The 12,943-nt window shown below is 41.4% G+C and carries 13 protein-coding genes; 9 read left to right on the forward strand and 4 right to left on the reverse strand.

The window, feature by feature from the left end:
• Window position 1: 1 nt before the first annotated feature.
• Complete coding sequence (locus J0654_RS11645; RefSeq protein WP_207029140.1) at window positions 2-691, forward strand: LytR/AlgR family response regulator transcription factor; 690 nt, start codon at window positions 2-4, stop codon at window positions 689-691.
• A gap of 53 nt (window positions 692-744) precedes the next feature.
• On the opposite strand, the gene J0654_RS11650 is transcribed toward J0654_RS11645, so the two are convergent.
• From J0654_RS11650 to J0654_RS11660, 3 genes are read right to left on the reverse strand one after another with little or no spacing between them, the layout of a single operon-like run.
• Entirely contained in the window at window positions 745-2,394 is a 1,650-nt protein-coding gene (locus J0654_RS11650) for a solute:sodium symporter family transporter (protein ID WP_207029142.1), read from the reverse strand.
• A 58-nt stretch (window positions 2,395-2,452) separates the two neighbouring features.
• On the reverse strand, window positions 2,453-3,778 hold the full coding sequence (gene xylA, locus J0654_RS11655) for a xylose isomerase (RefSeq protein ID WP_207029143.1): 1,326 nt from the start codon (window positions 3,776-3,778) through the stop codon (window positions 2,453-2,455).
• Between the two features lie 15 nt (window positions 3,779-3,793).
• Window positions 3,794-5,275, reverse strand: a complete 1,482-nt coding sequence (locus J0654_RS11660; protein WP_207029147.1) for a xylulokinase — start codon at window positions 5,273-5,275, stop codon at window positions 3,794-3,796.
• A gap of 313 nt (window positions 5,276-5,588) precedes the next feature.
• On the opposite strand from J0654_RS11660, the gene J0654_RS11665 reads away from it, so the two are divergent.
• The 7 genes from J0654_RS11665 to J0654_RS11695 all read left to right on the forward strand — a co-directional run bounded on the left by J0654_RS11665 (window position 5,589) and on the right by J0654_RS11695 (window position 11,596).
• On the forward strand, window positions 5,589-6,221 hold the full coding sequence (locus J0654_RS11665) for a Crp/Fnr family transcriptional regulator (RefSeq protein ID WP_207029149.1): 633 nt from the start codon (window positions 5,589-5,591) through the stop codon (window positions 6,219-6,221).
• A 61-nt stretch (window positions 6,222-6,282) separates the two neighbouring features.
• A complete protein-coding gene (locus J0654_RS11670; RefSeq protein WP_207029151.1) occupies window positions 6,283-8,007 on the forward strand; it encodes a SulP family inorganic anion transporter in 1,725 nt (574 codons plus the stop codon).
• 65 nt (window positions 8,008-8,072) lie between these two features.
• A complete protein-coding gene (locus tag J0654_RS11675; RefSeq protein ID WP_207029153.1) occupies window positions 8,073-9,482 on the forward strand; it encodes an MBL fold metallo-hydrolase in 1,410 nt (469 codons plus the stop codon).
• 1 nt (window position 9,483) lies between these two features.
• The gene (locus J0654_RS11680) at window positions 9,484-9,876 is read left to right on the forward strand and encodes a rhodanese-like domain-containing protein (protein ID WP_237685967.1); all 393 of its coding nucleotides are present in this window, start codon (window positions 9,484-9,486) and stop codon (window positions 9,874-9,876) included.
• 91 nt (window positions 9,877-9,967) lie between these two features.
• Window positions 9,968-10,312: a rhodanese-like domain-containing protein gene (locus J0654_RS11685; protein ID WP_207029155.1), complete on the forward strand. Its 345-nt coding sequence runs from the start codon at window positions 9,968-9,970 to the stop codon at window positions 10,310-10,312.
• Window positions 10,313-10,328: 16 nt separating this feature from the next.
• Complete coding sequence (locus J0654_RS11690; protein ID WP_207029157.1) at window positions 10,329-10,598, forward strand: heavy-metal-associated domain-containing protein; 270 nt, start codon at window positions 10,329-10,331, stop codon at window positions 10,596-10,598.
• Window positions 10,598-11,596 (forward strand): c-type heme family protein, encoded by a 999-nt coding sequence (locus J0654_RS11695; protein ID WP_207029159.1) that lies wholly within the window; start codon window positions 10,598-10,600, stop codon window positions 11,594-11,596. The genes J0654_RS11690 and J0654_RS11695 overlap by 1 nt, the downstream gene beginning before the upstream one ends.
• A gap of 10 nt (window positions 11,597-11,606) precedes the next feature.
• On the opposite strand, the gene J0654_RS11700 is transcribed toward J0654_RS11695, so the two are convergent.
• Window positions 11,607-12,482, reverse strand: a complete 876-nt coding sequence (locus J0654_RS11700; RefSeq protein ID WP_207029161.1) for a sterol desaturase family protein — start codon at window positions 12,480-12,482, stop codon at window positions 11,607-11,609.
• 231 nt (window positions 12,483-12,713) lie between these two features.
• Here J0654_RS11700 and J0654_RS11705 point away from each other — a divergent pair, with 231 nt between their 5' ends.
• On the forward strand, window positions 12,714-12,920 hold the full coding sequence (locus J0654_RS11705; RefSeq protein WP_119607428.1) for a YgaP family membrane protein: 207 nt from the start codon (window positions 12,714-12,716) through the stop codon (window positions 12,918-12,920).
• Window positions 12,921-12,943: the final 23 nt, after the last annotated feature.

The raw sequence follows: 12,943 nt of genomic DNA on the forward strand, positions 1-12,943 counted from the left end.
TATGAGGTGTATTATTGTCGAAGACCAACCGCCTGCCCAGCGGATATTGAGAAAATTTATACAAGATGTGCCCACCCTGGAATTGGTGGAGGTGTTTTCCGATGGTTTAAAGGCCATGGAGTTCCTGAACACGGAATCCATAGATCTCATGTTCTTGGATATTCATTTGCCAAAGATCAATGGGTTAGATTTTCTTAAAAGTATACCGGACCCTCCACATGTAATCTTAACTACTGCATTTTCCGAGTATGCTTTGGAAGGTTATGATTTAAATGTTGTGGATTATTTGTTGAAGCCTTTTTCGTTCCAACGATTCTTACAAGCTGTGAACAAGGTGAATGCCAAACACGAGCACATGATTTCCAAGAATGAAAGTGTTCCACTTACCGAAATCTATGTAAAGTCCAGTCACGAACACATCAAGGTATTGGTAAAGGATATTTATACCATTACCTCGGACTCCGATTACACCGAGATACATTTAAAGGATAAGAAAATATTGTCCAACGAGCCTTTAAGGCATTGGGTGGAAGTACTGGGAGGCAGCCAATTTTATCAGATACACAAATCCCATATCATCAATACCAAAAAGATTGATAGGATTTCCGGCAATTTGGTACTCTTGACCAATGATGCCAAAATACCTATGGGCCGAGCTTATAAAGACAACTTCTTAAAAAGTATTCTATAATAAAAAAAGCCCAGCAAGTTCGCCGGGCTTTTGATTTTTTTTAGGTCGAATTTCTATTTCGCAAAGTAGATATAAATGGCAATTACCACAATAGTGATAAATGCACTCGCATATTTTACATGCTTCCAAGGCTCAATGGATACCTGTTTGGTATACTCCAACTGGAAAGGTTCTTTTCTTGGATAGAATTTACCGATGATCAGCATGATAGCTATGTTGGAAACGAACAATATTGCCATTACGTGAAGGTAATGGGGGTATGCCCCGGCTTCAACTAGACTTAGTTCAGCAGGATCGGTAATTCCATTTGCCTTGGCCTCTGCAAGGGCATTGGCCACCATTTTTGGTCCCACTATAAACTGACTGATGATATATAGAATAGATCCGGACAGAATACCAATTTTCGCTGCAATGGCTGGAACCCTTTTTGTTAAATATCCTACCACGATAATCGTGAAAATTGGAATGCTATAGATGCCGTTGATCTCTTGTAAATAATTGAACAAACTTCCCGCATTGGCAATCAGTGGTGCAATGAACATTGCGGCAAGCGCCAGGCACACACCGAACACTTTACCATATTTTACCACGGTCATTTCTGAAGCATCTTTGTTGATGTGCTGCTTGTATATATCTATTCCGAACAAGGTAACGGAACTATTGAGCACACTGTTGAACGAGCTCAAAATCGCACCGAACAATACAGCGGCAAAGAACCCCATCAATGGTTTTGGAAGCACGGCCCTTACCAATTCTGGGTAAGCAAGGTCACTGCTGGCAAGTCCTCCTTCAAAATAGTAGTAGGCAATCATTCCCGGCAATACCAGGATGATGGGCCCCAAAATCTTTAAAAAGGCGGCCAATAAAAGTCCTTTTTGACCTTCAGCAAGGTTTTTTGCCCCCAATCCCCTTTGGATAATTTGTTGGTTGGTTCCCCAATAGAAAAGCTGAACCAACATCATTCCAGTAAAAATCGTGGCAAAGGGAACTTCTTGTCCTGGGTTTCCGGTAGAATCGAAACGTTCTGGGTTGGCAGCCATCAAGGTTTCCAAACCGCCAAAAACGCTTCCGTCACCAATGGCCATCAAACCAAAGACAGGTATAAGAATACCTCCAATTATGAGTCCCACTGCATTAATACTATCTGAAACGGCAACAGCCTTTAAGCCTCCAAAAACGGCGTAAATAGAGCCTATAATGCCAATTCCCCAAATACAAATGACCAATGCTGTGGAATCGGAAACCCCCAATAGTTCCGGAACATTGAACATGCCACTGATGGCCACAGAACCTGAATATAAAATTACGGGAAGCAGTACAACTACATATCCTGTTAGAAATAGACCGGATGTTATCGTTTTAGTGGTAACATCGAATCGTTTGGCCAAAAACTGCGGTACTGTTGTAAGTCCACCTTTTAAATAACGAGGTAAAAGAAATAAGGCGGTGACCACGATGGCGAGTGCGGCCAACGTTTCCCATGCCATTACAGAAAGCCCATCTTTATAGGCGCTTCCGTTTAGACCAACGATTTGTTCTGTGGATAGGTTGGTTAACAGTAATGACCCTGCTATTACACCAGCGGTAAGGCTCCTGCCTCCTAAAAAGTAACCATCAGATGATGTTTCATCTGTTTTTCTAACGGACCACCACGATATAATTCCTACCAAAAGCGTGAATCCTAAAAACGAAATAAGTGCCATAAATTAAAGTTTGATGTTTTGGTTTTGAGCCAAAACGGTTTGTTTAGTTGGTTGTTGATCAAATATATTGGTTAATAATATTTTCGAACAACTCTTGCTGACCGCTGATGCTTCTTATGTTTTGATGGGTTGCTGCATGGTCATAAAGGTCTTCCAAAGAGAGTTTACCATCTTCAAACGCCTTTCCAGAACCCGTATCAAATGATGCATAGCGATTTCTACGCATGCTAATATAATTGGAATTTTCCAAAATATCGTTTGCGGCAAGCAATGCCCTGGCAAAGGCGTCCATTCCTCCAATATGTGCATAGAAGATATCCTCCAGATCTGTGGAGTTTCTGCGCATTTTAGCATCAAAATTAATGCCCCCACCTTTAAAACCGCCTGCCTGTAGAATAACCAACATGGCCTGGGTTAGCTCATAAACATCCACTGGGAACTGGTCGGTGTCCCAGCCGTTTTGGTAGTCTCCTCGGTTGGCGTCTATACTTCCCAAGAGGTTATGGTCCGCGGCAACTTGGAGTTCATGTTCAAAAGTGTGTTGTGCCAAAGTTGCATGGTTAACTTCTATATTGAGCTTAAAATCATCCAAAAGGTCATATTTGGTAAGAAAACCTATCACTGTTGCCACATCAAAATCGTATTGATGTTTTGTAGGTTCCATGGGTTTGGGTTCAATAAAAAAGGTTCCTTTGAATCCTTGTTTTCTCGCATAATCCTTGGCCATATGTAGAAAACGCGCCATATGCTCTTGTTCCCGTCCCATGTCGGTGTTCAAAAGGGACATGTAGCCTTCTCTTCCTCCCCAGAAAACATAATTTTCACCTTCTAGCTTTATGGTTGCATCCAGTGCATTTTTTACCTGTGCCCCAGCAGCGGCCACCACATCAAAATCTGGATTGGTCGCTGCCCCGTTCATATATCTGGGATGACTGAAACAATTCGCCGTGCCCCAAAGTAGTTTAACTCCGGAATGCTTCATTTTTTCTTGGGCATAATCCGTTATGATCTGTAATCTTTTCTCGGATTCTGCGAGTGAGTTCCCTTCTGCAATCAAGTCAAAATCATGAAAGCAAAAATAGGGAGCACCTATTTTGGTGATGAATTCAAAAGCCGCATCCATCTTGTCCTTGGCTTGTTGTACAGGGTCTAAACTTTGTAACCATGGAAAATTCTTGGTCGGTGCTCCAAAAGGGTCGGACCCCACCCCAGTGAACGTATGCCAGTAGGCAACAGCAAATTTAAAATGCTCTTTCATGGTTTTGGCACCTACTTTACGATCTTGTTCGTAGTATTTAAATGCCAATGGGTTGTCCGATGATTTTCCCTCAAATGGAATTTTATCTATTCCTTTAAAAAATTCTTTGTCTCCTGTGGTAATCATATTTGTTTTGTTCAGTTAATCCATATATTCATTTAGTGCCTGCTCCCATACTTGGTAGGCATTTTGGTATTCGTTGGTCGAGGGGTCGGGTTCGTATGTTTTTTGTACGGTATCGGATGCCGTAGCTTCTGCAATGCTCTTAAAGTCACCAAAAGCATATGCTGCAGCTCTGGCCGCTCCAATAGCTCCGGTTGTCTCTACAATGTCAATTTTGGCTTGAGTTAGTGTGGCAATCGTTTTTGAGAACACACTTGACCTAAAAAGGTTGTCATTTCCCGCTTTTATCGCGGAGATATTGACGCCGTCATTTTTTAAAATACCCATTCCGTATACAAACGAAAAGGCGATACCTTCCAAAGCTGCCCGATATACATGTGCGGCTTTATGGATATTGAAATTAAGATGAAGGATTTGGGAGCCTTTTCCTCGATTTTCCAACATGCGTTCCGCCCCATTTCCAAACGGAAGGACACAAAGACCATCAGAACCGATCGGGATGGATTCCGCCCATTTGTTCATTTCATTGTAAGAAAGGTTCGGGCTCATTTCATTTTTGATCCAACTATACTGAATTCCTGTTCCATTAATGCACAATAGTTTTCCAATCCGTGTTTTTTCCATGGAATGGTTGGTGTGCGCAAAACTGTTTATTCTTGTGTGCTCGGTTGTGCTTTGTTGTTCAGAAATGGCATAGACAACCCCAGAAGTTCCACCTGTGGCAGCAACTTGCCCCGGTTCCATTACATTTAAGGCAAGGGCATTGTTGGGTTGGTCACCAGCCCTGTACATAATGGGTATTCCCTCCGGAAGTCCGGATTCGAGGGCGCCTTTTTTACTTACAGTACCTTGTTCGGAAAATGAAGATCGAATCTCTGGAACCAAAGAAGAATCGACCCCGGAATTTTCCAAAAGCCATGCTGCAAGTTGATTTTCTTTAAAGTCCCACATAATTCCTTCGGAAAGTCCTGAAGGCGTAGTGATGCATTCCCCGGATAATTTTAAAGCGATATAATCGCCTGGCAGCATAAATTTGTGGATTTTCTTGTAAATGGAAGGCTCATTTTCTTGGATCCATTTAAGCTTGGATAAAGTGAAATTTCCGGGAGAATTGAGCAAATGATCAACGTATTTATCCTCACCGACCGATTGAAACAATTTTGCTCCAATATCCACGGCCCTGCTATCGCACCAGATTATTGAAGGCCGAAGCGGATTGTACTTTTTGTCTACAATGACCAAACCGTGCATTTGATAGGAGATACCAATGCCTTTGATACTCGTATTTTTAATGTTGTTTTCCGAGAGTAATTTTTGGGTTGCGGTACATAGGTTTTGCCACCAAATTTCGGGGTCTTGCTCCGCCCAACCACTTTTCTTGGAAATGATGGACATTTCTTTTTCTGGAAACTGAACAATATCGACGGCACTACCATCATGTACGTTCACCAATGCAGCTTTTATAGAGGAACTACCAACATCAAAACCTATCCAATACATTTGACAAGATTAAAATCACAATGAAAATAGCCATTTAAAATCAAGTGCAACGTCTTGCCCCGATAATTCCTCTGCCAATTTTTCAATAAAGGTTTCCATCAACTATATTAAAAATCTTGGGAGTGTTCATCCCAAAAGAAGTCGAGAGGGGTCCCTGTAAAATTCCAAGTTTAACTCCGTTTGATTCAGTTTATCAGTTTGCATGAATGCAAAAGGCCTGTACATAGGTGCGGGTCTTTCTATTGGGGGCAACTGAATAATAGCTGCGGTTTTTCCCAAAATAGTTACCTTAGGGGCAGTGTATTTTAACTATATGGAAGAAGAACTTTTAGGAATATTCAGCAACTATTTTGAACAACCCCTTATTGATGAGATACTTGAAGAGGGAAAATTAATGGAAGTCCCTGCGGGCGAAACCATAATGGACATTGGCCAATACATAAGAAGTATACCATTAATGTTGTCTGGAGCCATAAAAGTACTTCGAGAAGATGAAGAGGGCGATGAATTGCTTTTGTACTATTTGGAACAAGGTGAAACCTGTTCGGTAACCATGGCTTGTTGTATGGGGCATACAAAAAGTGAAATCAGGGCGATTACGGAGACCGAAACAAAACTTGTGATGGTCCCGGTCCAGAAAATGGAGGAATGGATGGCAAAGTACAAAGGGTGGCGCAATTATGTCTTTGATAGTTATCAAAATCGCTTAAACGAGCTACTTCAGACTGTGGACAGTATTGCTTTTAAAAATTTAGATCAACGACTTATGGATTATCTCAAAAAGAAAGTTGAGGTAACCAAGGATAACCGCATAAAAAGTACACATCAAGAGATTGCCTATGACTTGCATACCTCAAGGGTAGTAGTTTCCAGATTACTCAAAAAACTGGAAAAAATGAAAAAGCTAGTACTCCACAGAAACTATATTCATGTTAAAGACCTATAAAGAGGACACTTTTACCATAGCCTCTCCTTTTTAAGGCTTAATTTTTTCAAAAACCGATTACATGCTCAAAAGGATTTTTCCTTTTTTATCGTGGATACCCAACTATAACCGTGCTACCTTGTACGGGGATTTTATGGCGGGGGTCACATTGGGAATTATGATCCTTCCACAGGGAATGGCCTATGCCATGATAGCCGGCATGCCGCCAATTTATGGTTTGTACGCTTCCTTGGTGCCACAATTCTTCTATGCCATTACGGGAACTTCCAGACAATTGGCAGTTGGCCCGGTTGCCATGGATTCCTTATTGGTTGCAGCTGGAATCGGAGCCATGCATTTTGCCAGAACAGAAGATTATATTTCTGCAGTAATATTTTTGACCATGCTTATTGGAATGGTCCAATTGCTTTTCGGTATTATTAGGGTGGGCTCCTTTGTCAATTTTTTGTCCAAACCTGTCATCAATGGATTTACTTCGGCCGCCGCCATATTGATTGGTCTGGGGCAATTGAAGCACATTCTCGGTATACAATTGCCCCAATCGGGAAAAATACACGTATTGTTTGGGAGCATTTTTAAAAATTTGGGACAGGTACACCTTTTGACATTTGGCTTGGGTGTCCTTGTGATACTTCTCATCATCGGTTTGAGAAAAATAAGCAAAAAGTTGCCCATACCATTGTTAATAGTAGCGCTCGGTATCTTGGCAGTGGGATTGTTTGGTCTTGAGGCCAAAGGAATTCAAGTTGTGGGTGAAATACCGAAAGGTTTGCCCGATTTTCAGTTGCCGTTGCCCCAATGGGACAAGTTGGGCAAGTTTTTGCCCATTGCACTTACCGTAGCTTTGTTTGGTTTTATGGAATCCATTTCCATTGCCAAAACCGTGGAGGAAAAGCATCCGGAATACGAATTGGACGTGAACCAGGAACTCCGGGCATTGGGAATGTCTAATTTTTTAGGTTCTTTCTTTCAGTCTTTTGTGGTTTCCGGCTCATTTTCCAGAACGGCGGTAAATGATGAAGCCGGTGCAAAAACAGGTATGTCCCTAGTTTTTAGTACGCTGGTCATAGCTGCCATCCTGTTGTTTCTTACCCCACTGTTCCACGATCTACCAACATTGGTTTTGGGCGGAATAATCATTGTTTCCGTTTTTGGTTTGATTGATATCAAGTACCCATTGTTTCTTTGGAAAAATAGAAAGGATGAATTCCTTTTGTTGTTAGCAACCTTTGTGATGACACTTTCCATTGGGTTGATTGAGGGGATTCTTTTGGGCGTGTTGCTTTCCCTTTTGTTGCTGGTTTATAGAATCTCCAAACCCCATTTTGCTGTTTTGGGCAGGATAAAGGGAACAAACTATTTTAAGAACATTACCCGCTTTTCGGAAGATGTGGAGGTATACGAGGATACATTGATTATTCGCTTTGATGCACAACTTTACTTTGGGAACAAGGACTATTTCAAAAAACAGCTTTATCAAGAAATCCGAAAAAAGGGTACTGCGTTAAGGTTTGTGGTTCTTAATGCCGAGGCCATAAATTATATAGATAGTAGTGCTGCGGTATTATTGGAACGCATAATTATTGAACTTCGGAAAAAAAACATTCAATTTTTGATTGCCGGGGCCATTGGGCCCACTAGGGACATACTTCAAAACAGTGGTATTACGGACACACTGGGCGTCGAAAATCTCTTTGCACAAACTTTTGAGGCCGTTGATAGTTGTCATAAAGCATTGGAAAGAAGTACGATACAAAAAAAGGTCTCACTTCAGACAAAGAAATAGAGTTTGTAACTTTAGTCACACAACTTTTCAAACTACAATTATATATTTGGGAAAAACCATAGCACATGATAATTGAACAGATTTACACAGGATGTTTGGCGCAAGGGGCGTATTACATTGAAAGTGAAGGAGAAGCGGCCATCGTGGATCCGTTGAGAGAGGTAAAGCCCTACATCAAAAAAGCTGAGGATAATGGAGCAAAGATCAAATACATATTTGAAACACACTTTCACGCAGATTTCGTGAGTGGACACGTAACCTTATCCAAACAAACAGGGGCGCCCATTATTTATGGACCAACTGCAAATCCGGCCTTCGAGGCCTTGGTTGCTGAGGATGGACAGGAATTCAAATTGGGAAAACTTACCATTAAGGTATTGCACACTCCAGGGCATACCATGGAAAGTACCACCTACCTTTTGAAGGATGAAAACGGGAAGGACGTTGCCATTTTTAGTGGAGACACCCTATTCCTTGGGGATGTAGGTAGGCCCGATTTGGCCCAAAAGGCGGCACACATGACCCAAGAAGAATTGGCGGGGACCTTGTTCGATAGTCTTCGAAACAAGATTATGCCCTTGGCCGATGATGTAACGGTTTACCCAGCGCACGGAGCGGGATCCGCATGTGGAAAAAACATGATGAAGGAGACCGTGGATACTCTGGGCAACCAAAAGAAAATGAACTATGCCCTTAGGGCGGATATGACAAAGGAGGAATTCGTCCAAGAAGTTACCGAGGGCCTTTTGCCACCGCCTCAATACTTCCCGTTGAACGTGAAATTGAACAAGGAGGGTTATGAGGATATCGATACCGTCTTGGAGAGAGGAACCCAGGCTTTGAGTCCCGATGCTTTTGAAGTTGCAGCAAACGAGACCGGTGCCGTTATTCTTGATGTCCGTCATCAAGACGATTTTGCAAAGGGACACGTGCCAAGATCCATCTTCATTGGATTGGATGGAAGCTTTGCACCTTGGGTGGGAGCCCTAATAGCCGATGTTGAGCAGCCTATCTTGTTGGTTACTCCCAAAGGAAGAGAGGAAGAAACCGTTACCCGACTTTCTAGGGTTGGTTTTGACAAAACCTTGGGATACTTGGAAGGTGGTGTCGAAGCTTGGAAAGAAGCTGGTAAGGAAGTGGACACCGTTGCCAATGTAAACGCTGAACAATTCAAGAAAAAAGTGGATGAAGGTGTACCTGTGTTTGATGTCAGAAAAGAATCCGAATTTAAAGCAGAGCACGTTGTGGATGCGCATTTGACACCATTGGACTATTTGAACGACCATATTGCAGAATTTCCAGAAGAGGAAACCTTCTATATCCATTGTAGAAGTGGTTACAGAAGTATGGTGGCCGCGTCTATCCTTAAAAGTAGGGGAATCCATAACCTAGTGGATGTTTCCGGAGGTTTTGAAGACATTAAAAAGGTGGGAACTCCCGTAACCGATTATGTCTGCCCTTCAACCCTTAAATAAAATGGGACTAATTAAAAGTGTTATAAGACTTACCCTATACCTTTTGTTTTTTGTGAATGTTGTTTCTTGCCAATCACAGCAAGAAACAACCATTCACAAAATTGACAAGGAGACCGTTATGGCAGAGGTTGTTGGCAAGGAGGTACAGCTTGTGGATGTAAGGACCCCGGGAGAATACAATTCCGGACACATCGACGATGCCGTTAATTTTGATTTGAGCCGACAAACGACTTTTATGGAACAGATCAATACCTTGGACAAAAATCAGCCCGTTTATTTGTACTGTGCTGTTGGGTCACGTAGCGCCTATGCAGCAAAAATTCTGGAACGTGAAGGCTTCACCAAAATTTTCGATTATTCTGGTGGATACATGGATTGGGTAAGGAACCAATAGGTTTTCGCTTTATTTTTTCTTGTGTAACCATCGTTACTGACCAGACTTTTTATCCTAGGTATTTTGCCCTATATAAATAGTAAAACAACATATGTCATTATTAAGTTTTTTGTTCAAAGGACAAACACTTCCCGATGAAGTTGAAATCTTGGATAGAGAGGATTATAAAAAGGCCATTTCCAAAGGAAAGGTTCAGGTGGTAGATGTGAGGACTAAAGGTGAATTCATGTCTGGCCATATCAAAGGGGCTAAGAACATAGATTTATTTCAAGGGTCTGCGTTTGAGTCCGCTTTTTCAAAATTGAATAAGGACAAACCAGTATACCTATACTGCCAATCGGGGAACAGAAGCCGAAAGGCAGCCCGAAAACTCGTGAAAATGGGCTTTACCAAAGTATACGATTTAAGGGGTGGATATAGGACATGGACCTATTAACCGGTTATAGAACAAGATGAAAACCACGTTCCAAATACAAAATCTCAAGTGTGGAGGTTGTGCCAAATCCATTACCAAAAAGCTTTCGGAACTAAAAGAAATTAACGATGTGATTGTGGAGAAGGATAGCTCATCGGTCAGCTTTGATCATCAAAGCGCCGATGATGCTTCCTTAGTTAAAGAGACCCTTAGGAATCTTGGTTATCCCACTATCGATGATGACAACAGCATTGTCGAAAAAGCTAAATCCTTTGTAAGTTGTGCTAGTGGTAAAATAGCGCGATAATGAGAACAATTTCCATTTCCATATTGTTTGTACTCCTCATGCTTTCATGCAAGCAGGGGCCCAAAACATCTGATGCGGACCCGGAGGAGATAGTGCAATTGACCACTTCTTCAGAAGAAGGCAAAAGGTTGATGGAAACCAAATGTTACGTTTGCCATAATCCTTCCGCTCCGGAAAATGGGCAACGTATTGGCCCACCCATGGTTGCCGTTAAAGCGCATTATTTGGATGTTTACAAGGATAAAGATGCATTTGTAAAAGGTGTTGTGGAATTTGTAAAATCACCTTCAGAACAGAACACCAAAATGCGAGGTGCGGTCCGACGATTTGGATTGATGCCTTCCCAACAATTTGATGAAGGGGAAATCCGAAAGATTGCCGAATATATTTTCGATTATCAGATTGAAGAACCTGATTGGTTCAAAGAACATTGGATGGGTCGCAGGGGTGACTCCTTATACAACAAGGGGAAAAAATCAATGGTTTCACTCAAAGAAGAAAGCCCTAAAGAACTGGGAATGAAATATGCCCTGGAAACCCAAAAAGTACTGGGCAAAAACCTCATGGGAACCATCCAGAATAAAGGAGTCGAGGAGGCGGTTGTTTTTTGTAATGAAAAGGCCTATCCGTTAACGGATAGCATGTCCACAAAGTTCAATGCCCGAATAAAAAGAGTCTCCGACAAACCTAGAAACCCTAACAATAAAGCCAATGCAGGGGAATTGGCACACATAGCAACTTTTAAAAAACAGGTTGCCGATGGGGAATCTGTTGAACCTATTGTAAAGGAAGCGAACGGGAAAATCTATTTCTATTATCCCATTGTTACCAATACCATGTGTTTAAATTGCCATGGAACCCCAGAGAAAAATATAGCTCCCGAAGTATTGACCCATTTATCACAACTTTATCCAGATGATAAGGCTACAGGGTACGGGCCAGATGAGGTTCGAGGCATATGGAGCATTGTTTTTGAAGCTACAAATCAAGCCAACTAAACACCTCGATTTATTTTTTTGGCTTTTTAAATCCATATACCAATTGTCCCCAAAACCCTTTGGGCAATTTTTCATCACCGGGAAATCCCAATTTAATCTTACCACTGCTTTCGGGAATGTAATTCGTTTTGAATAAATAATCCCATATACTCAGACTTATCCCAAAATTTACACCGTAGGAACCTTCTGGAATATAATATGCGTGGTGGTAAAGGTGCATCACGGGATTGTTCAATATATATTTCAATGGCCCGTAAGTCAATTTAATATTGGAATGGTTAAAATGTCCTATGGCAATAGCTGCAAAATGGACAATATAAGCCTGCTCCGGTTCAAACCCACCAAGAACCATTACTCCTATTGTTTTTAAAGGCTTGTAAAGGATGTTTTCCATCCAATGGTACCTCAAATGGGCGGCAAAACCCATCTCTTTTACACTATGGTGCACTTTATGGAATTGCCAAAGCAATGGATATTTGTGCAAAAGCACATGGGTAAACCACTGCACAAAATCCAGCACCACAAAAAACACGAGCAATTGGACCCATTGTGGCCAATGTGCAATATCTACGATGGTCAAGGTTGTTGCAGTGATTCCGAAATCCTTAAAAAGCACACCAAGTAACTTATAAACCCCACTTATAACAATGGCAAAAATGAAAAAGTTGAAGAACATGTAAAATGCATCCAACCAAAAATCTTTCCTGAAAATGGATTGGTCTTTGCGCCAAGGAAAAAGGATTTCCAGCCCCCAGACCAAAAGGGAGATAATAATAAGGCCCCAAAAATAATTGGAGTACCAGGGAACTTCAAATAAAATCGATTTCCATGTCCAGCGCACCGTTCCTAAAAAACCATTGGCGAGGGCATCAAAATATTCGGTCATAATCAATCAATATCATTCAATGTTAAGTCGTGCATTCCAATTAAAACTTACCGGTATGCAACAAAATTAAATATACTTTAAAAATAAAAGGAGCAGTGTAACCAAGGTTACCATAGTTTTCATTCCCAAAACCTACTTTTGGTATAAGCTCCGTTAGAAACCGTAATGGATAAGGTGCTGATGATCAGTTTCTTTTTGGTAACTTGTGTTAAGAATCATAAACTATCAATTATGAAAAAAAACATGGGCGGCGCAGACCGTACAATTCGAGTTATCTTGGCACTTGGTGTTGGAGCATTGTATTATTTTAATGTGATTACAGGAACATTGGCATATATACTGCTGGCATTGGCAGTCATATTTGTTCTTACAAGCTTTGTTAGTTTTTGTCCTTTGTACACCCTGTTTGGGATCAACACATGCAAGGTCAAGAATTAGGTTTTTTAGTTGATTGATAAAAG

Source organism: Flagellimonas profundi (assembly GCF_017313275.1).
Taxonomy (GTDB): domain Bacteria; phylum Bacteroidota; class Bacteroidia; order Flavobacteriales; family Flavobacteriaceae; genus Flagellimonas; species Flagellimonas profundi.